The organism is Acidobacteriota bacterium, assembly GCA_026393675.1.
Taxonomy (GTDB): domain Bacteria; phylum Acidobacteriota; class Vicinamibacteria; order Vicinamibacterales; family JAKQTR01; genus JBAXOX01.
Map to the genome: position 1 here is coordinate 95,337 of JAPKZQ010000043.1, position 19,587 is coordinate 114,923.

The 19,587-nt window shown below is 64.6% G+C and carries 16 protein-coding genes and 1 tRNA gene; 5 read left to right on the forward strand and 12 right to left on the reverse strand.

Annotation, left to right across the window (positions count from 1 at the left end; translation table 11 throughout):
- Positions 1-5 precede the first annotated feature (5 nt).
- The 5 genes from pssA to tsaB form a co-directional block, all read right to left on the reverse strand.
- Positions 6-869 (reverse strand): CDP-diacylglycerol--serine O-phosphatidyltransferase, encoded by an 864-nt coding sequence (gene pssA, locus NT151_11125; protein ID MCX6539466.1) that lies wholly within the window; start codon positions 867-869, stop codon positions 6-8.
- Positions 863-1,486, reverse strand: a complete 624-nt coding sequence (locus tag NT151_11130; protein MCX6539467.1) for a phosphatidylserine decarboxylase — start codon at positions 1,484-1,486, stop codon at positions 863-865. Before NT151_11130 ends, pssA begins: the two co-directional genes overlap by 7 nt.
- A 147-nt stretch (positions 1,487-1,633) precedes the next feature.
- Entirely contained in the window at positions 1,634-1,882 is a 249-nt protein-coding gene (locus NT151_11135) for a DUF465 domain-containing protein (GenBank protein MCX6539468.1), read from the reverse strand.
- Positions 1,883-2,031: 149 nt separating this feature from the next.
- On the reverse strand, positions 2,032-2,508 hold the full coding sequence (rimI, locus tag NT151_11140; GenBank protein ID MCX6539469.1) for a ribosomal protein S18-alanine N-acetyltransferase: 477 nt from the start codon (positions 2,506-2,508) through the stop codon (positions 2,032-2,034).
- The gene (gene tsaB, locus NT151_11145) at positions 2,508-3,275 is read right to left on the reverse strand and encodes a tRNA (adenosine(37)-N6)-threonylcarbamoyltransferase complex dimerization subunit type 1 TsaB (protein MCX6539470.1); all 768 of its coding nucleotides are present in this window, start codon (positions 3,273-3,275) and stop codon (positions 2,508-2,510) included. Before tsaB ends, rimI begins: the two co-directional genes overlap by 1 nt.
- Before the next feature lie 84 nt (positions 3,276-3,359).
- On the opposite strand from tsaB, the gene mutS reads away from it, so the two are divergent.
- From mutS to speB, 4 genes are read left to right on the forward strand one after another with little or no spacing between them, the layout of a single operon-like run.
- The gene (gene mutS / locus NT151_11150; GenBank protein ID MCX6539471.1) at positions 3,360-6,023 is read left to right on the forward strand and encodes a DNA mismatch repair protein MutS; all 2,664 of its coding nucleotides are present in this window, start codon (positions 3,360-3,362) and stop codon (positions 6,021-6,023) included.
- A complete protein-coding gene (locus tag NT151_11155; protein MCX6539472.1) occupies positions 6,020-7,582 on the forward strand; it encodes an ABC transporter substrate-binding protein in 1,563 nt (520 codons plus the stop codon). Before mutS ends, NT151_11155 begins: the two co-directional genes overlap by 4 nt.
- Entirely contained in the window at positions 7,582-10,527 is a 2,946-nt protein-coding gene (locus NT151_11160; GenBank protein MCX6539473.1) for a hypothetical protein, read from the forward strand. Before NT151_11155 ends, NT151_11160 begins: the two co-directional genes overlap by 1 nt.
- A 51-nt stretch (positions 10,528-10,578) precedes the next feature.
- Positions 10,579-11,469 (forward strand): agmatinase, encoded by an 891-nt coding sequence (speB, locus tag NT151_11165; GenBank protein ID MCX6539474.1) that lies wholly within the window; start codon positions 10,579-10,581, stop codon positions 11,467-11,469.
- A gap of 132 nt (positions 11,470-11,601) precedes the next feature.
- Here speB and NT151_11170 read toward each other — a convergent pair whose 3' ends face one another.
- From NT151_11170 to NT151_11200, 7 genes are all read right to left on the reverse strand, one after another.
- Complete coding sequence (locus tag NT151_11170) at positions 11,602-12,351, reverse strand: tetratricopeptide repeat protein (protein ID MCX6539475.1); 750 nt, start codon at positions 12,349-12,351, stop codon at positions 11,602-11,604.
- 116 nt (positions 12,352-12,467) lie between these two features.
- A complete protein-coding gene (gene pruA / locus NT151_11175) occupies positions 12,468-14,099 on the reverse strand; it encodes an L-glutamate gamma-semialdehyde dehydrogenase (protein ID MCX6539476.1) in 1,632 nt (543 codons plus the stop codon).
- A gap of 117 nt (positions 14,100-14,216) precedes the next feature.
- Positions 14,217-14,293: transfer RNA gene (locus NT151_11180), tRNA-Arg, on the reverse strand.
- A 103-nt stretch (positions 14,294-14,396) separates the two neighbouring features.
- Complete coding sequence (locus NT151_11185) at positions 14,397-14,654, reverse strand: type II toxin-antitoxin system RelE/ParE family toxin (GenBank protein MCX6539477.1); 258 nt, start codon at positions 14,652-14,654, stop codon at positions 14,397-14,399.
- Complete coding sequence (locus NT151_11190; GenBank protein ID MCX6539478.1) at positions 14,641-14,871, reverse strand: CopG family transcriptional regulator; 231 nt, start codon at positions 14,869-14,871, stop codon at positions 14,641-14,643. Before NT151_11190 ends, NT151_11185 begins: the two co-directional genes overlap by 14 nt.
- A 188-nt stretch (positions 14,872-15,059) precedes the next feature.
- Positions 15,060-15,599 carry an adenine phosphoribosyltransferase gene (locus tag NT151_11195; protein ID MCX6539479.1) on the reverse strand — a complete coding sequence of 180 codons (540 nt, stop codon included), beginning with the start codon at positions 15,597-15,599 and terminating at the stop codon, positions 15,060-15,062.
- Between the two features lie 7 nt (positions 15,600-15,606).
- Entirely contained in the window at positions 15,607-15,888 is a 282-nt protein-coding gene (locus NT151_11200) for an acylphosphatase (GenBank protein ID MCX6539480.1), read from the reverse strand.
- A gap of 102 nt (positions 15,889-15,990) precedes the next feature.
- Here NT151_11200 and NT151_11205 point away from each other — a divergent pair, with 102 nt between their 5' ends.
- Entirely contained in the window at positions 15,991-19,563 is a 3,573-nt protein-coding gene (locus NT151_11205) for an FAD-dependent oxidoreductase (GenBank protein MCX6539481.1), read from the forward strand.
- Positions 19,564-19,587 lie beyond the last annotated feature (24 nt).

Genomic DNA, 19,587 nt, shown 5'->3' on the forward strand with positions numbered 1-19,587 from the left:
GGCCCCTACGGGACTGTCGGTCGGGGCGTGTCGGCCTTGGGAGTTAGCGTTCGCCGGCGGCGGAGTCGTCCCCACAACAGGCCAACGAATCCAGAAAGCAGGTACGTGTAGGCGATCACGATAAACAACACCTGCGGGCGAATCGTGAGTGCGGCGTACGCGATCGCCACAAGCCCCAGCACCTTGTACGAGCGGCGTGCGTGCAAATCGAACGTCTTGAAGCTCCAGAAGCGAATGGTGCTGACCATCAGGAACGCCGGGACCAAGACAACGGCGAGCGCGATCAGCGCGCTATGGGGCTGCTTGAACCCTTCAGAGTAGAAGAACACGGTCGTGGCGGGAATCGCCGCCGCCGCGGGGCTGGGCAATCCGACGAAATAGCGCTTGTCGACATTGCTACCGGTCTGGATGTTGAATCGCGCGAGCCGGATCGCGGTCGCCGCCACGTAGATAAACCCGACGGCCCAGCCCAGGCGCTGCAGCGGTTCCAAGCCCCACATGAAGGCGAGCACGGCCGGCGCAATCCCAAACGAGATCACATCAGCGAGCGAGTCGAACTCGACCCCGAACGCGCTTTCGGTCTTCGTCATCCGCGCGATGCGCCCATCCAGCATGTCGAGCACAACCGCCAATCCGATAAACGGAGCGGCCACCTCGAACTCGCCGCGAATCGCATAGAGGATGCACAGATACCCGCAGAACATGTTGCCGAGGGTGAACAGGCTCGGCAACAGGTAGACTCCGCGCCGGAGCCGCTGACGCCGCTGGGCGGGATCACGCCTGAATCGCGAGCGCGCTCGGAACCGGTAGGCTTCCTGTTCGTCGAACGAACTGTCGCCGTTTGGTTGGTCGTCTACCGGGTTCACCATGAGGCCACCACGGTTTCTCCACCCCGGATGCGGTCGCCCTTGCCAACACGCAGCCGAACATGGCGGGGCAGGAACAAGTCAATGCGCGAACCGAACTTCATCAGACCGTACCGATCCCCAGTCCGAACCTCGTCGCCGACACGGGTCCGACAGACCAGACGTCGCGCCAGCACGCCGACCACCTGCCGGCACACCACCATCTCTCCAGCGTGGTCAATCCAGATGTCGTTGCGCTCATTGGCCGACGCCGCCTCCCATCGGTAGGCAGCCAGAAACCGGCCAGGCTTGTACTCGATCTTCGCCACCCGCCCGCCGACAGGAATCCGGTTGATGTGCACGTCAATCGGCGAAAGGAACACGCTGACCTGGGTCCAGACGCCCGGTGGAGCGACGGTGGGATCGGCGTCGCCGGCTATCAGCACCCGCCCGTCAGCCGGCGCGATGACCAGGCCTTGCTCACCGGGCACCAGCCGATCGGGGTCCCGGAAGAAAAACACCATGAACGACGCCAGCGCGACCAGCACCACCGCCGGAACCCAGAATCCCGTGGCAGCCGAGACACTCCCAATCAATACGGGCGTCAGAATAAACGGCCAGCCCGCCCGGTCAATGCTCATGTCGTGTTCATTGTACTTCGCGGCGGCCCCGTCAACGCTCAACCACCCCCAAAACGACCGCAGCCAGCGTCCGCTTTGAACGCTGGCTGCGTGGATCGAATCTGCTCGTTCCGGGCTTCGAGACCGCCCGGAGGTCATGTCGCGAATCTAGGCCGTCAACGCCTGTGCGTCGCTCTGCCCGCGAAGCCGCCGGGTGATATCTTCCATCCGGTCCTTCAGCTGGAGCTTCCGCTTCTTGATGGTGGCCTGCTCGACTTGTTCGGGTTCCGAAAGGTAGGTCTTGTGCGCGAGTTCAGAAAGGCGATGTTCCAGTTCCTTGTGTTTCGTGGTGAGTTGACGGAACTCATCGTCATTCTGGAGCAAGGTGGACGTCAAGTCCGGTGCGTCTGCCGTCATGCGGTTCGCCTCCTTCCATAGGGGCCGGTCAGAAGCGCGTGGGTGAGTCGGTGGAGCAACATAGGCTGGACCCCGCAGGGCCCCGATCGCGGTTGCGATCGGGTGTCGTCAGGGGTGTACGGGCAAGTTACCACAAGGCCATAGCGCGTTCAAGTATTCGGATTTGATTCAATATTCTGGAGTTCTCTCGCAAGAACCAGGGCATCCTCCACTGGCTCCCTGTAGTAAGCCTGGCGCACGCCGATGGTCGTAAACCCCAGGTTTTCGTAGAGTTGCCTGGCCGCCGCGTTACCGCGCCGCACCTCGAGCAACGCCCGGATGGCGCCCCGGTTTCGACCCTCCCGGAGCACGTATTCGACGAGGCACCGTCCAAAACCCCGGCCGCGGTACTCCGGCCTGACGGCGACGTTGTTGATGTGCACTTCGTCGACCACCAGCCAATGCGAACAGTACCCGGCGACCCGGCACTCCGGAGTCCGCAAGACGACGATGAAGGAGATTCCGCTATTTTGGAGTTCTGCCTCGTACATCTCCCGCGACCACGGAGTGGCGAAGCTTGACCGATCGACCTCCATCACGCCAGTCAGGTCGTCTTGACCGCCCAAGGCTTCAACAAGCGGCACCATCACGCGCCGCCAGCCCGCTGTCGATCACGCGCCAGTTCGGCATCTGACCGGCGAACGTAGATCGGTTTGACCGCGTGCGGCGGCAGCGCCTTTCCGGCTCCCGCCCGCTGCTCGGCCAGCCGTCCGATTGCGGGTGCCAGCAAAGGGGTCGGGGCAATGACGCGCAGCCCCGTGCCCAGGCGTTCCGACAGGATGTCCCGATAGGTCAGCGCCCCATCGCCTGCGAAGGTCACATGTCCCCACCAGGCCTCTCCTATCCACCGTTCCAGAACGACAGATGGCGTCGCCACCGACGGATCGTCCACGTACTCGAATTCCGGTCCCGTTCCCGCAGCGCGCGTTCCGATCATTCGCAGCACCGCGGCAAACACCTCGTGACGCTGTGCATCGAGCCAGATGGCCAACGAGGCGTCGGCGAGAGCCGGCTGGTCGGCCCAGACGGCCGCCGCCACCGCCTCGAACGCGGATACGCCGACGACCGGCTTGCCGCTGGCGAAGGCGAGTCCCTGGACCGCAGCCAGCCCAATCCTGAGACCCGTGAACGAGCCGGGGCCGGCGGCCACCCCGAACACGTCCACATCAGACACGGCCAGGCCCTGGTCGCCAAGCAGATCGAGCAGGTCGCCGGGAAGCCGTGTCGCATGCGGACGGGTGCCATCACCAACACGTGTGGCCAGGACGCGCTGGTCGCGCACGATGGCGAGGCTCCCCAGGCGGGTCGTCGTGTCAAGAGCGGCCACGAGCATGGTCTGATTGTGCCCCAGCATGGCGGGGAGATGCTATATTCCAGAGGCGTGTCACCTTCCGATTCATCTCCCTCACCCAAGGGTCTGGCCACCGCCAGCCCGGCGATGCGGCAGTACCTGGACGCCAAGCGCCAGTACCGTGACGCTATCGTTTTCTTTCGCATGGGTGACTTCTACGAGATGTTCTACGAGGACGCGCTGACGGCCTCCCGGGCGCTCGACCTGACGCTGACCTCGCGTTCGAAGGACGCCGAAGGCGGCAACATCCCGATGTGCGGCTTGCCCTATCACGCGGCCGAATCGTACTTGGCGCGCCTGGTGAAGAAGGGCTTTCGCGTGGCGATCTGCGAACAGGTTGAGGACCCGCGCAAGGCGAAGGGCCTCGTGCGGCGCGAGGTGGTTCGCGTGGTGTCGCCTGGAACCTTTGCGGAAGCCGGCTACCTCGACGCGCGCGAATCGGCCTTCCTTCTCGCGGTGGCCCCCGCTGCGTCGTCCTCGCCCGAGGCCCCGCCGACCGTCACCCAGGCCCGAGGCGCGGCCGACCCGTCATCCGCCAGCGTTCCGGTCACCGGCGCAGCGCTGCTGGACCTGTCGACCGGAGAGTTCATGGCGGCCGAGTATGCAGGTCGGGACGGCCTTCGGCAACTCGCCGACGAGATTGCGGTGCTGCGTCCTCGGGAGATCCTGCTCGGGACGAGCGTCGATGCCACCGCCATCCTGCCCCCGTCCGTGTTGTCGGGTGCCGTCATCACCAGGGTCGATGACTGGCTGTTCGATCACGACACCGCCCGGCGAACATTGCTGACGCAGCTTCGCACACAGGCGCTCGACGGCTTCGGTCTCGAACCCCACCCGGCCGCCGTGCGCGCGGCCGGCGCGCTCGTGCATCACCTTCAGGACACGCAGAAAGCGGAACTCACGCATATCCGCGGCATTACGTTCAAGGAGCAGGCGGACCGGCTCGTCCTCGATCCGTTGACCCTCAAGCACCTCGAAGTCATCGACTCGCTCGACGGCGGGCGTGCCGGTTCACTGCTGCACGAGATCGACCGGACCATCTCCGCCATGGGGGCGCGTCTGCTGCGCGCCTGGCTCCTGCGCCCACTGGTCTCGCTGGAGCGCATTCGCGACCGGCTCGACGCCGTGGAGGATTTCGCGTTCCGCACAACCGAGCGCGGAAAGTTCCGTGATGCCCTTCACGCGGTCCATGACCTCGAACGGCTCGTGTCGCGGGCGGCCCTCGGCACGGCAGGGCCCCGCGACCTGGTCGCGCTCAAGACCTCGCTTGGCGCCATCCCCCGCCTGCGTACCTTGCTGGACTCGTTTCAGGCTCCGGTCGTTTCCAGTCTGGTTGCGCAGTTGGACGATGTGCCGGAGGTCAGGGACGCGATTGAACGAACCATCGTCGACGAACCGTCCGTGCTGGCGCGTGATGGCGGTTGTGTGCGCGACGGGGTCGACGAGGAACTCGACCAGTTGCGCCTCATCTCGCGGTCGGGCAAGCAGGTGATCGCCGAGATGGAAGAACAGGAGCGCACGCGGACCGGCATCGCGTCGCTCAAGGTGCGCTACAACCGCGTGTTCGGGTACTACATCGAAGTCTCGAAGTCGAACCTGCACGCGGTGCCCGCCGACTATCAACGCAAGCAGACGATCGCGGGCGGCGAGCGATTCGTGACGCCGGCGCTCAAGGACTACGAAGAAAAGGTCCTGGGGGCCGACGAGCGGATTCTGGAGCGGGAAATCGAGATGTTCGAGGTGTTGCGCGCCCAGGTCGCCGCCGAGGCGCCGCGCATCCAGGATACGGCGCGCGCCGTCGCCACGCTCGACGTGCTGGCCGCGCTCGCCGACGCGGCCGCGCTCCATAATTTCGTCAAGCCTCACGTCCATGACGGTGACGACATCACGATTATCGACGGCCGGCACCCGGTGGTCGAGCGCTATTCGCCCGATCCGTTTGTCCCGAATGACACCGTCCTCGACGGGTTGACCCGCCAGTTGGTGATCCTCACGGGGCCGAACATGGGCGGAAAGTCCACCTACCTCCGGCAGATTGCGCTCATCTGCCTGATGGCCCAGGCCGGATCGTTTGTCCCTGCCCGCGAAGCCAAACTCGGCCTGGTGGACCGGATCTTTGCGCGCGTCGGCGCCTCGGACAACATCGCACGCGGCCAATCGACCTTCATGGTCGAGATGCAGGAGACCGCCAACATCCTGCACTCGGCCACGTCCCGGAGCCTCGTCATCCTCGATGAGATTGGGCGGGGCACCTCGACATTCGACGGTCTCAGTATCGCGTGGGCGGTGGCGGAGTATCTGGCGACCACCAGCCGTGCGCGTCCCAAGACCGTGTTTGCCACGCACTATCACGAACTGACCGACCTGGCCGATACCGTGCCCGGGGTCGTCAATGCGCATGTCGCAGCCCGCGAATGGAAGGACGACATCGTCTTTCTGCGCAAGGTCGTGCCAGGCCGGTCGGACCGCAGCTACGGCATCCAGGTGGCGAGACTGGCCGGATTGCCACCCGAGATCATCGCGAGGGCGCGCAGCATTCTCGGGGCGCTCGAGCAGGATGCACTCGCGCGCGGCGGACGGCCGTCGGCGACGGGCGCAGGGGCGGATCCCCGCCTGCAACTGGGGCTGTTCGAAGCGCACACGCCGGTGGATGCCCTGGCGAAGAGAGTGCGGGAGATCGACGTCGACCGCTTGACGCCGCTCGAGGCGCTGACCCTGATCGCCGACCTCAAGCGGGAACTCGAAGAATGAGGCGATGGGCTGCGGCAGCCGCCGGTGTCCTGGTTCTGGTCTGGTGCGCCGGCTGCAGTCGCCCGACTCCCCCGCCCCCCGAGATCATCCGCGTCGCCATTGTCAGTTCGCCAAACAACCTGGATCCGCGCATCGGCACCGATGAGGTCTCGCAGCGCCTGCACCAGTTGATCTACGACCAGCTGTTTCGCATCGACGACCAGCTCCGTGTGTCGCCGGGGCTGGCCACCGACTGGACCCAACCCGATTCGACGACCTACGTCGTGCACCTCAGACGTGGCGTGCGCTTCCACGATGGCCACGAACTGACATCGGCGGATGTCGCATACACGTTCAACAGCTTCCTGGACCCGGCGTTCGCGTCACCGCGCAAGGGCGCGTATCGCCTGCTGAAGCGTGTCAGCGCCGTGGATCGCTATACCGTCGAATTCGTGTTGCAGGAGCCGTTTGGATCGTTTCCGGTCAACCTTGTCATGCCGGTCGTACCGGCCGGCGCTGGCACCGCGTTGAAGCAGCAGCCCATCGGCACGGGCCCGTATCGGTTCGTCCGCCACGTCGCCGACGATTATGTCGAGCTGACGGCCTTCGATGCCTACTTTGAAGGCGCGCCCCGCAACAAGGGACTCCTGCTTCGCGTCGTCCCCGACGACATGATGCGCGGCCTCGAGTTGCAGCAGGGATCGGTCGATCTGGTCGTGAACGATCTCGCCCCAGACCTGGTTCATCAACTTCGGACGAGTAGCACGCTCCGCGTTATCACGTCGCCAGGCACCGACTACGCCTACGTGGGCATCAACCTGCGCGATCCGGCGCTCCGCGACCGGCGAGTCCGTCAGGCTCTCTGCTACGCCATCGATCGGCAGGCCATCGTTGATCACCTGCGCCGGGGCCTCGCTCTTCCCGCATCGGGAGTGCTGCCGCCCATGTCGTGGGCGTTCGAGTCGGCCGTGCGTCAGTACCCGTTCGACCCCGCTCGCGCCATGGCGCTGCTCGACGAGGCGGGCTACCGCGACCCCGATGGCGAGGCCCCAGCCCCCCGGCTGTCGTTGACGTTGAAGGTCTCGTCGACCGAATTCAACCGCCTGCAGTCATCCGTCATCCAGGAGAGCCTCCGGCGAGTGGGCATCGCGCTCGACGTCAGGACGTACGAGTTCGCGACGCTCTACAACGACGTCCTGCGTGGGAATTTCCAGTTGTTCACGCTGCAATGGGTCGGCGTGTCCGATCCGGACATGCTGCGGCGCGTCTTCCATTCGAAACAGATGCCGCCAAGCGGATTTAATCGCGGCTTTTTCTCGAATCCTGCCGTCGATGATCTGATTGACCGGGCGACCCGGTCGACCGACGACACCGAGCGCCGCACGCTGTACGGCGATGTTCAGAGGCTGGTAGCCGAAGAGGTGCCGTACGTCAGCCTCTGGTACAAGACCAACGCCGTGGTCGCCCAGCGCAACCTGCAGGGCATTGACCTCGGTCCAGCGGCCGACTTCCGATTTCTTCGCCACGTGTGGCGCGGTGTGAACGGAACGCCCGCGACATTGCCAGCGAGCGGTCAGTGATGATCCGGTTGGGTCGATGGGTAGCGTGGGGATTCGCGATCGGGCTCTGTCTCTGGGCGGCCGAGGCACAGGGACAGACCAGGTACGACTCCCGCCTTCACTTCCGCGTCATCCACACCGATCATTTCGTCATCTACTTTCATCAGGGTGAGGAACGGATCGCCAGCCGTCTGGCGGGCATGGTTGAGGCGGTTCGCCGGGATGTCGCCGCCCAACTGGTCCTTGATGCACCTGACCAGATCCACGTGGTGCTCGTCGATCAGACCGACGTCTCCAATGGATGGTCCACGCCCCTCCCGTACAACACCATCGAGATCGCTGCGACCCCGCCGCCGTTGACGTCGCTGCTCGGCAACTATGACGACTGGCTCAGGCTGGTGCTCGTGCACGAGTACACGCACATCGTCCATCTGGATCGCGTGGGCGGTTGGATGCGGATCTTCCGGCGGACACTCGGCCGGCATCCGATGTCGTTCCCGAACCTGTTCCTGCCGACCTGGCAGGTGGAAGGGGTGGCCACCTACGTCGAAAGCGCGCTCACGGGCCGCGGACGCGTTGGTGCTGCCGAGACCCGAGCCATCCAGGACGAGATCGCCGCATCCAGGGGACTGATGCCGATAGACCGTGCCGGAGGCGGACTGGTGGCCTGGCCCGGCGGAAACACTCCGTACTTCTACGGCGGAGCGTTCAGCGACTACCTGGCGAGCCGCGACGGACCGGATCGTCTCGGCCAACTGGCACGCGCCACGTCGTCTCGCCTGCCGTTTCTCGGTGAGGGCGCCTTCACGTCCGTCTTCGGGGCCTCTTCGCAGACACTGTGGCATCAATTCCAGGCCCAGCGGGCCTCGGCCTCGCACGACATGCCGCCACCCACAGACGCTCGGCGGTTGACCCAGGATGGGTTCATGACGTCGGGGCCAAGATACTCGCCTGGGTGTGGGAATGGTGCTCCGCGAGTCCTCTATTCGACACTCACGCCCGAGCGATTTCCGAACATCAAGGAGATCGCGGCCGATCGACGCGTGGCCAGAACGGTCACCACGAGATACCTGGGAGAATCACTCTCGACCGACGGTCGCTGGGTGTTCTTCGATCAAATTGAATTCGACGGACCGGTGTCCCGGTTCCGCGATGTCTACGCGGCGGATTTGAACACGACCAGACTCGTGCGCCTCTCGCACGGTGCACGCATGTCCGATCCAGAGGTGTCTACGGATGGGACGCGCCTCGCGGTCGTCGTTCAACGCGCGGGCGACAGCGTGCTGGCCGTCTACCGACTCTCACGGCCCAGCATGGACACGCCGCCCGTCATGGACCGCCCCGCCGTGCTGACCGTCGCTGAAGACGGATGTCATTTCGCGACGCCGCGATGGTCGCCCGATCTGACACGCCTTGCGGCCACACGACAGTGCGAGGGGCGTCCTCCGGAGATCGTCGTCATCGACGGCACCAATGGAGGCGTGACACCGGTCGTCTCCGATCGTCGGTCTCGCAGCATCACGCCGGCGTGGTCGCCTGATGGTCAGGCGCTCTACTTTGCGTCAGACAGAGACGGCTCCCGATTCCAGATCTTTACAATTGGGACGGGAGGCACGTCGCCAGGGGCTCCACGACAGGTCGTCTCCGCAACTGGCGGCGCCACCGCTCCGGACGTGTCGCCGGACGGACGTTCGCTCCTCTTCGTGGGCGTGACAGCGGCCGGATACGACATCTTCGAAGCGTCGCTGACTTCAACGCCTGCCGCGAGTGCATCCCGTGGAGACACGCCATCGGTGCCAGTCGAGCAAGACAGGCCGTCCCCACAACCGTCGCGCGACGTCCCGGAGCCGATCAAGGGCGATCGGTCGTACTCCCCGTGGTCCACGTTATGGCCCCGGGCATGGTCCCCGGCCTTCACGACATCGAACCAACGGACCGACGTTGGGGCGACCGTCGAGGGAAGCGACGTGCTGGGACGCCATGCCTATCTGGCGACGGTGACGTGGACGGTCGCCAGACCGACAACGGACATGCCGATGGCGTCGTCCGCACGCCCGAATATTGACGTCAGCTACGTGTACGGCCGCTGGCGCCAGACCCTCCTGCTGTCGGCGTCGGACACGCTCGAGTCGGTCGCCTTCATCGATCGGGCATCGGGCCGTGTCGTTCGTGCCGACGCGTGGGATCGACAACTGTTCGCCGGCGTACTCGTCGCTTGGCGCCGGGTACGTCTGTCACAGTCGTGGCTCTCAGGCGTGGTGCTTGATCACGAACGCTTCGCCAGCGCGACCGTCATTCCCGCCCGGAACCGCAATGCGCTCCGCTCCGCCTGGACCCTGAACTCCTCACGGTTGTACGGCTACTCCATCAGTTCTGAAGAGGGGATTCGATCGACCGCCACGATTGAGCGGGTCACGCCGGCCCTCGGCGCCGATGGCTCGGCGACGGCAGCGACAGTGGACCTTCGCGCATACCTGCCCGGTGGTCCACTCCATTCCGTTGTCGCGGTGAGATTCGCCTCGGGCGTCAGCACCGGCGATCCGGGCGAGCGCCGAGTCTTCAGCCTAGGCGCGTCCACCATCCCGTCGTCACCTTTCGATTTCGGTCAGCGAGCCGTCGGCATGATGCGCGGTATTCCCATCGACTCCCGGGTTGGAACCGCGGTCGCGGTGACCAACCTGGACTATCGATTTCCCCTCGCGAGGATTGAACGCGGATTCCGGACGTGGCCGATCTTCCTGAACGGGTTGCACGGTGCCATCTTTGCCGACGTGGGCGCGGCCGGCGCCACGCTCGGTTCCATGGGTTCGCCGCTCGTTTCAACAGGCGTCGAGATCGCGTCCGACGTCACGCTCGGGTATTTCCTGCCACTCACCGTCGCGCTTGGCGCCGCGTGGACGCACGATGCCCGTGAGGCGCCTGCGAACCGGCTGGCCGTGTTCCTGCGCCTCGGGCGCGCGTTCTAGTCCCGGCCATCGATCGCAAGACAGGCGAGATCAGGGTATAAGATCGATCGTATGATGCCGAAACTCCCCTACCATCCAGGTCTGCCCTTTACATTCGGCGGCCTCGAGCAGGGACCCGACTCGTTCGACCGCGCGAAGGCTGTGGTCCTTCCCATCCCGTTTGAGCGCACCACGTCGTTCGTGTCGGGCACCAAGAATGGACCGCGCGAGATCATCGCCGCGTCGAGCCAGGTTGAGTTGTACGACGAGGAGCTTGGGAAAGAGATCTCCGACGTCGGCATCTACACGCTACCAGCCATGGAGCTGCCGTTTGCCCGCACCGAGCAGGCGTTTGCCGAGATCCAGCGCACCGCCTCATGGCTGGCGGCATCGGACAAGTTCTTCGTGGCGCTCGGAGGCGAGCACGCGCTGACCGCCCCACTGGTGGCGGGCGTCGCCGAGCAGCATGCCGGCCTCAGCGTCCTGCACATTGACGCCCATGCCGACCTGCGCGACAGCTACCTGGGCGATCCGCACAGCCACGCGAGCGCCATGCGCCGGGTGCTTGAACACGCGCCGGCCGTCCAGGTGGCCATCCGGAATCTGTCGGCGCCGGAAGCGCAGGCTCTCCCGTCACTCAACACGACGGTCTTCTTCGACTGGAATATGCGGGACGACCCTCAGTGGATGGAGCGCGCGGTCGAGAAGCTCAGCCCGAAGGTTTACGTCACCATCGACTGTGACGGTCTTGATCCGGCCATCATGCCGGCGGTTGGCACGCCCGAACCCGGCGGATTGAGCTGGCGCGAACTGCTCACGCTGCTCAAGCTCGTGATGGCTCGGCGCACCGTCGTTGCCTGTGATGTCGTCGAACTCTGCCCGCTCCCAGGCGTCGTGGCGCCCAACTTCCTCGCGGCGCGCCTGGTCTACAAGCTGGTGGGATATCGATTCCTGGCCCGCTAAGTCCTTCGATTCACAGCTTCGGCGGCGAACCGACTCACTCAGGACTTAGTGCTGAGCGAGCGTCTTCCGCTGGATCTCCTCGCACCGATACCCATCCGCAATTGCGAGTCGAAGCACTGACCGAACAGGCTCTTACCGGGTCGCCGCCGGGGCGATGTCCAGTGCGTCCATCTCCCGCCGCGCGATCTGCGCATACGGGGACTGCGGAAACTCGTCGGCCACACGACGAAACGTCTTGCGCGCTTCGTCATTCTTTCCCGCCAGCCGGTACCCGCGCGCCAACTGCATCAGCACGCCATCAACCGGGACTTCGTCGGTGGTCTGCTGCGCGATCTCCTTGAGCGACGCCAGCGCCGGTTCGTACTGCCCAATCGTGAGCTGCGCATCGGCAATGCCCAGTTTCGCCATCACCTGGTAGACGCCTTTTGCCTTCGCCACGACTTCGCGGTAGCGTTCGATCCCATCGGCTGTGCGGCCGACTGCCACCAGCGCCGCTGCTGCCCGGTAGCGCGCCATCACGCCTGGCTCCAGGTTCGGATACGAGTCAGCCACGGCCAACAGACTCGGCAGCGCCGCTTCGAGCCGCGCCTTGTCGCTCGCATACGTCCCGGTCGCCTGCATCGGCGGCTTACCCGCCTCGCCGGCCGTGGGCGGCATCACGGGAGCCTCGGCAATCACCATCGCCTCAGCCAGCATCCGGGTGGCCGTCGACGCGGTGTTCTGGCGGACGATGACCGTCGCCACCACGCCTATCGCCACGATGATGATGGCCAGGCCGCCGTAGATCACGAGGTTCCGGTTCGCCCCGTACCATTCCCTCGCGCCGAGCAGCCACTCGGCGAATTCGTTTTCCTTCAGGTGATGCCGTTCAGTTCGCTTCATGATGCCTCAGGCAAGTTCCCGACGCTGTCGACACGAGTGGGAGCCGTCGGTCGGCTCCCGCCCAATCAATCCAGTCGTCCATTATAGCGGCGAAATGCACCGTGACGACGCGCGAATCAGGCTTCGCGCATAAACGGATAGTCGAACTCCGTCGCCGGCGCAAACGTCTCCTTGATCGTGCGCGGACTCGTCCAGCGCAGCAGGTTGAGTGGACCGCCTGCCTTGTCATTGGTGCCCGACCCTCTCGCGCCGCCAAACGGCTGCCGGCCCACCATCGCTCCGGTTGGCTTGTCGTTGAGGTAGAAATTGCCGGCGGCGTACCGAAGCACGCGGCACGCCTCAATGTACGCGTAGCGATCGTTCGAGAAGATTGCGCCCGTGAGGGCGTACGGCGACGTGGTGTCGCACAGTCTCAGCGTCTCTGCATACTTCTCGTCCTCGTAGACGTAGATCGTGAGGACCGGCCCGAAGATCTCCTCCGCCATGGTGACGAACCGGGGATTCAAGGCCTGAATGACCGTGGGTTCGATGAAGAAGCCCTTCGACTTGTCGCCCCGGCCGCCCAGGATGACCTCCGCCTCGCTCGAGGCCCTGGCTCGATCGATGTAACTCATGATGTTGCTGAACGAGGCTTCGTCTATCACCGCGTTCACGAAATTCGTGAAGTCCCGGACATCGCCGGTCTTCACGCGCGCGAGCATCTCGCTCATGCGATGCTGCACCTCCGGCCACATCGACGCCGGGATGTACGCCCGCGAGGCCGCTGAGCACTTCTGACCCTGATACTCGAACGCGCCGCGCACCAGGGCGGTGGCCACTTCCTGCGCGTCCGCCGAGTTGTGCACGAACACGAAGCCCTTGCCTCCCGTCTCGCCGACAATCCGAGGATAGCTCCTGTAGGTGTCGAGCTTGCTTGCAACCGTTCGCCACAGGGAGTTGAACGTGGAGTTCGAACCCGTGAAGTGCAGTCCGGCGAACATCGGATGCGCCAGCACCAGTTCGCTCACGAGCGAGCCCTGCCCGGGAACGAAGTTGATCACGCCCGGCGGGAAGCCGGCCTCCATGAACACCTGCATCAAGACGTAACTGGAGAGCAACGACGTGCTCGCCGGTTTCCACACCGTCGTGTTGCCCATCAGGGCAACCGACGTATTCAGATTCGAGGCAATGGCCGTGAAGTTGAACGGGGTGACGGTGAAGACGAAGCCCTCGAGCGGCCGGTACTCCATCCGGTTCAGCTCATCGGGCGCGGAGTGCGGCTGGTCGGAGTAAATCTGCGACGCAAAGTAGACGTTGTGCCGGAGGTAGTCGATCACCTCACACACCCCGTCGACCTCGGCCTGATAGGCGCTCTTCGCCTGGCCGAGCATCGTCGCGGCGCCAATCTTGTACCGGTAACGGCCGGCCAGTAGCTCCGCGGCGCGCAAGATGACCGAAGCACGTTCAATCCACGACAGGGTCGCCCACGCCTCGTGCGCGCTCAGCGCGGCGTCGATTGCCAATCGCACTTCGGCTTCGCCGGCCTGGTGACAGCGCGCGAGCACGTGACCGTGATCGCAGGGCATCACCACGTCGCGGGTCCGGCCCGTGCGGATTTCACGGCCACCAATGACGAGCGGGATATCGACGACCGTGCTGGCCATCAGGTCCAGTTCCCGTTTCAACGAGACGCGGCTGACCGAGCCGGGGGCGAAGTCGCTGACGGGTTCGTGGCGGGGCTCAGGAAAACTGAATACGCTGTTGTTCATGGAAGTCTCCTCGACCCGAGAACCGGTTTCAAAACCCGTTCTGGCGGCTCGCCAGCGGACCGCCTACGCAGGTTTTCAAACCGTCACCAATGAAGATAGCGCGATTGGCGGCGGAAGTGGTGCCCCTGGCCCGACTCGAACGGGCGGCCTACGGTTTAGGAAACCGTTGCTCTATCCTGCTGAGCTACAGGGGCATCAGCCTCATTATCCTACACGCTCGCGTATCGCAAAGGCGAGACCGCGCTCGACCTGGGCTTGGGCAATTCTGAGCGGCCAGTTAGTCAGACCGATATCGAGTTACCGGTATGCTTCGCTACGGTGAGCGACCCTTACGACCGTGACGGACGTCTCGACGTCGTCGATGAGGTACAGGATCCGGTAGTCCCCCTGCCGGATTCGGTACTTTTCCTGGCCGGACAGTTTCTCGGCGCCGACAGGCCTGGGTTCGGCGGCGAGACGTTGGATCATTGATACCGTGCGTCGGCGATCCCGCAGCGGAAGACCTTCGAGTTCCTTCGCCGCGGAGGGCTTGATCTGCAGGCTATAGCTTGCCACGTCGCTTCAGGTCCTTGAGCACATCCTCGAAGGCGAGGTTCGGTTCCTTGGATCGCGCATCGAACGCGGCCAGATCATCGGCGTCCTCGGCCAGGCTCCGGCGAACGGCCCGGTTGACCAGGTCAGATATGCTGTGGTCCGTTTCAGCCGCCTTGACCCGCAGGGCCTTGTGGATGCCCGGATCGAAGTACACGGTGGCACGTGTGAGGTCAGCCATGTTGGTATGGTGACACTATGGCACTATAACGTCAAGACGTTGTAACGTTAACCGGTAGCGGTTTGACCACATATCATTTCGTCAGCAGCACGAAATGCGCCCGTCGGTTCCTCTGCCAGCATTCCTCGGTCTGCTCGGTGCAGACCAGAGACGGAGTTCGGCCGAATCTGCGCGCTTCCCGGATATGCTCAGTATTGCAGGACGCTCTCGACGCGCTGCCCCGCCAGTTGGTCTCGTCCCTTGAGGAACACCAGCTCTATCAGGAACGCCAGCGCGTGGAGATTGCCGCCAAGCTGTCGAACCAGCGACGCCGCCGCGCGCGCCGTACCGCCGGTGGCGAGGACGTCATCAACCACCAGCACCCGCTGGCCCGGCGTCACGGCGTCATGGTGCAGCTCGAGCGAATCCGATCCGTATTCCAGCTGGAAGGACTCGCGGATGCTCCTTGCCGGCAGCTTGCCGGGCTTCCGAATCGGGACGAAACCCGCGCCGAGCCGATCGGCCACCGCCCCGCCCAGGATGAACCCCCGGCTCTCGATGCCAACCACCAGGTCAATCCCGGCCCCGGCAAACGGCGCCACCAGGTGGTCGATGACGGCCTTGAATCCCTGCGGATCGCTCAACAGCGTGGTGATGTCGTAGAACAGGATGCCCGGCTTGGGAAAGTCCGGCACGTGACGGATTTTCGCCTTCAAGAACTCCGGGCCGAACGCGCTGTTGGCTGCCATGGTCGTGTTATCCCCTTATTGAGAAGTCCGCATAATGGCCGCTGGCGGGGCCAATCTCCCGGTCGACTGCATCGACGCGTGCGCCGGCCGGACCGCGCCGAATCGCGGCCTCGAACCGTTCGAGAGCCATCCGATCGCCTTCCACCATCACTTCCACGCTGCCGTCCGGCTCGTTCCCGACGACGCCGACCAATCCCTCGCGCCTGGCCGCGTCGTAGGTAAACCAGCGAAAACCGACGCCCTGGACACGGCCGACGACGCGATAGGTGCGTGATTCGAGCATGGTCATGTCGCCCAGGGGAATCGACGGGCGATTATATATGGGTTCGCGCGTTATCCACTCCCGGAGTGATTGACGCTCCGTCAAGTTCCGCACTACGTTGGTAGGAATATGACGCAACCGCCCCACCCGCCCGTGCTGGACATCGGTGTGCCCGGCTTCAGCTACGCCGATCTCCACGAGCCGTCCCGCCTGCGCGATCTCTACGAGGTGTTCGCGCGCGAGGTCGAACGGGACGACCCCGAGTTGTGGCGTCAGTGGGACGGGTATCGGGCGAACCCGGCCGCAGCGAGGCCCGCCACCGAGGTGTCTCTGCTGCTCGTGAGAATGGCGCCGTTTGTCAGCCGGTTTGTCGGGCGGTTGTTCCGCGTCGAAAAGGAACTCGAAGCGTTGGCGGCCGCGACCAATGCCCAGCAGGCGATCTTCCGGTTCAAGGCCGATTTCGTGCGCCGCCGGGTGCTCCCTCTGCTCAAGAGTTCAGCCACACCCGCGGTCAGCGCGGACGACGAACGGGTGGTTCGGGGCTTGCTCGCAGGCCAGTTTCCGAACGACGGCGAGATGGCGCTCGCCCACGCCGGCTGCCTGCTTCTCGATCGCGAAGCCGCGGCCGCACAGTCCAACGATCCGGTAGAGAAGGCCTCGGTCGCTGAATCGATTGACGCCCTGAAGCGCTGGTGCGCGGTGCACCTCCACGATCCGGCGCACAAGTCGTGGGTGATCTTCCGACTCCCCCGGGGGGTGGATTTCTTCAAACTTGTCCACGTCGAACACCACGATCCGGCGCTTCCCGCGGCGCTCACGGGCCCGGCATCGCAGTTGCGGCGTCGCGACGGCTTCACCCTGACCGATCCACGCATGACGGGCCGCGAGGCGCTTGGCGAGATCCACTACTGCATCCTCTGCCACGAACGCGACAAGGATTCGTGTGCGAAGGGACTCTTCGGCAAGGACGGCAAGATCACGTCCAACCCGTTGGGTATTCCTCTCGACGGATGTCCGCTCGACGAGAAGATCTCAGAAATGCACGTGCTCCGCAAACGCGGCGACGCGCTGGGCGCGCTCGCCCTGGTGACGCTCGACAACCCGATGTGTCCGGGCACGGGCCACCGCATCTGCAACGACTGCATGAAGGCCTGCATCTATCAGAAACAGGATCCGGTCAACATCCCGCAGGTGGAATCCGGCGTGCTCACCGACGTGCTCCGCATTCCGTGGGGCGTCGAGATCTACGGCCTGCTCACCCGCTGGAATCCGCTCAACGTCGGTCGCCCCTATCCGCTCCCGTACAACGGCCGAAAGGTGCTCATCGTCGGCCTCGGCCCTGCCGGGTACACGCTCGCCCACTACCTCGTCAACGAGGGCTTCGGCGTCGTCGGCCTCGACGGTCTGAAGATCGAGCCACTGCCGGAGGCGATCACGGGAACCGACGATGACCCGCCGCAGCCGGTGCGTGACTGGAGCGCCATCTACAGCCCGCTCGACCAGCGGCCGCTCGAAGGGTTTGGAGGCGTCTCCGAATACGGCATCACGGTCCGCTGGGACAAGAACTTTCTGACGCTGCTCCACCTGACGCTGGCGCGCCGCCGCATGTTGAAGACGTACGGCGGGGTCCGATTCGGCGGAACCCTGCCGATTGGCGAGGCGTGGGATCTGGGCTTCGATCACATCGCCATCGCGGCCGGCGCTGGCCGTCCAACGATTCTGGACATGAAGAACAACCTGCTGCGTGGCATCCGCCAGGCCAGCGATCTGCTCATGGCCCTGCAGCTCACCGGCGCCTTCAAGCGGCAGGCGCTTGCCAATCTCCAGGTGCACATGCCGGCCGTCGTCATCGGTGGTGGACTGACGGCGATCGACACCGCCACCGAAGTGATGGCGTTCTACCCGCAGCAGGTTGAGAAGACGCTCGACCGGTACGAGGCGCTGTGCGCGACGATCGGTGAAACCGGCGTGCGCAAGGTCTACGACCCCGAAGAACTGCAACTGCTCGACGAGTTCCTCGCGCACGGCCGCGAGGTGCGCCACGAGCGTCAGCATGCCTCGGCCGCTGGTGTTCGGCCGAACTTCGTGCCGCTGATGCAGCAATGGGGCGGCGTGTCGCTCGTCTACCGCAAGGGGATGGTGGATTCTCCCGCCTACAGGCTGAACCATGAGGAAATCACCAAGTCGCTCGAGGAGGGCATCCGCTTCGTCGAACGGATGAACCCGGAAGAGGCACTGCCTGATGAATTCGGCCATGTGGCCGCCGTGCGATTCCGCGAGCAGATCAACGAGAACGGCAAGTGGCGAAACGGTGATGCGACCGTCACACTCCCAGCGCGTTCCGTGTTCGTCGCCGCCGGTACGACGCCAAATGTGACCTACGAACGAGAGCACCCGGGCACATTTGCGCTCGACGAACGGAAGAGGTTCTTCAAGGCCCACGATATCGAGCGGGGCGAGGATGGACGATTCCGGCTCGTGCCGGCCCGGGAAGGCTTCTTCACCTCGCACGAGCGCGACGGCCGTTTCGTCACCTACTACGGCGACAACCACCCGAAGTACGCCGGTAACGTGGTCAAGGCGATGGCGTCGGCGCGGGATGGCTTTCACCAGATCGTCAGGCTCTTTGCTGACGACTCCCCCACTGTTGATGCCGCCACAAAGCACAACCGCGATGCCGCCTGGCGGAGGTTCACGGCGGACCTGGATGAGCAGTTCCTCGCCCGCGTCGTGTCGATCACGCGCCTGACGCCGAACATCGTGGACGTGCTCGTGAAGGCGCCGGCCGCCGCACGCCGTTTCGAGCCCGGCCAGTTCTTCCGGCTTCAGAATTTCGAAACCCTTTCACCAATGCTGGGCGTGGGGCCAGACGCCGCGCGGATGCTGATGGAGGGTCTTGCCCTGACAGGCGCCGCCGTCGACAAGGAGAAGGGACTCCTGTCGATGATCGCGCTCGAAATGGGCGTTTCGAGCCGGCTGTGTGCGTATCTGAAGCCGGGCGATCCGGTGCTCGTGATGGGACCGACGGGCGCGCCCACCGAGATTCCGAGGGGCGAACACGTGCTGCTGGCCGGCGGCGGCCTGGGCAACGCCGTGCTGTTCTCAATTGGCAAGGCCATGCGCGACAAGGGCTGCCGTGTCCTCTATTTCGCGGGCTACAAGCGGGGCGAGGATCTGTTCAAGCGCGATGATGTCGAGGCCTCAGCCGACCAGTTGATCTGGACCACCGATGCCGGATATCCAATTGAACCCAGCCGACCGCAAGACTCCCACTTCCGCGGCAACATCGTCCAGGCCATGGTGGCGTACGCGAAGGGCGAGCTTGGCGCTGCACTGGTCCCGATGCCGTCGGTCGATCGGATTATCGCCATCGGATCGGATCGGATGATGGCGGCCGTCAAGGCGGCCCGCCTGACGGTGCTCGATCCGTACCTCAAGGACGACCACATCGCCATCGCGAGCATCAACTCGCCGATGCAATGCATGATGAAGGAAGTCTGCGCCCAGTGCCTGCAGCGCCAAGTCGACCCCAAGACGGGTCAGGAGACCATCGTCTTCACGTGCTTCAACCAGGATCAACTCATGGATCGCGTGGACTTCCCGAACCTGCAGGGCCGTCTCAGACAGAATACCGTGCAGGAGAAGCTCGCCAGCCTGTGGCTCGACAAGCTGCTGGCCGAGCATCCCCTGCCGCACGTGTAGAGGGTGGGCACGGGGGCCCGCCAC

Bases quoted from the DNA above. Each gene is read 5' to 3' on its own strand.
- NT151_11205 (MCX6539481.1), top strand. From the start codon at position 15,991: ATGACGCAACCGCCCCACCCGCCCGTGCTGGACATCGGTGTGCCCGGC.
- NT151_11190 (MCX6539478.1), bottom strand. From the start codon at position 14,871: ATGGCTGACCTCACACGTGCCACCGTGTACTTCGATCCGGGCATCCAC.
- NT151_11155 (MCX6539472.1), top strand. From the start codon at position 6,020: ATGAGGCGATGGGCTGCGGCAGCCGCCGGTGTCCTGGTTCTGGTCTGG.
- speB (MCX6539474.1), top strand. From the start codon at position 10,579: ATGATGCCGAAACTCCCCTACCATCCAGGTCTGCCCTTTACATTCGGC.
- pssA (MCX6539466.1), bottom strand. From the start codon at position 869: ATGGTGAACCCGGTAGACGACCAACCAAACGGCGACAGTTCGTTCGAC.
- pruA (MCX6539476.1), bottom strand. From the start codon at position 14,099: ATGAACAACAGCGTATTCAGTTTTCCTGAGCCCCGCCACGAACCCGTC.
- NT151_11160 (MCX6539473.1), top strand. From the start codon at position 7,582: ATGATCCGGTTGGGTCGATGGGTAGCGTGGGGATTCGCGATCGGGCTC.
- NT151_11170 (MCX6539475.1), bottom strand. From the start codon at position 12,351: ATGAAGCGAACTGAACGGCATCACCTGAAGGAAAACGAATTCGCCGAG.
- NT151_11130 (MCX6539467.1), bottom strand. From the start codon at position 1,486: ATGAGCATTGACCGGGCGGGCTGGCCGTTTATTCTGACGCCCGTATTG.
- tsaB (MCX6539470.1), bottom strand. From the start codon at position 3,275: ATGCTGGGGCACAATCAGACCATGCTCGTGGCCGCTCTTGACACGACG.
- NT151_11195 (MCX6539479.1), bottom strand. From the start codon at position 15,599: ATGGCAGCCAACAGCGCGTTCGGCCCGGAGTTCTTGAAGGCGAAAATC.
- NT151_11200 (MCX6539480.1), bottom strand. From the start codon at position 15,888: ATGACCATGCTCGAATCACGCACCTATCGCGTCGTCGGCCGTGTCCAG.
- mutS (MCX6539471.1), top strand. From the start codon at position 3,360: ATGCGGCAGTACCTGGACGCCAAGCGCCAGTACCGTGACGCTATCGTT.
- NT151_11135 (MCX6539468.1), bottom strand. From the start codon at position 1,882: ATGACGGCAGACGCACCGGACTTGACGTCCACCTTGCTCCAGAATGAC.
- rimI (MCX6539469.1), bottom strand. From the start codon at position 2,508: ATGGTGCCGCTTGTTGAAGCCTTGGGCGGTCAAGACGACCTGACTGGC.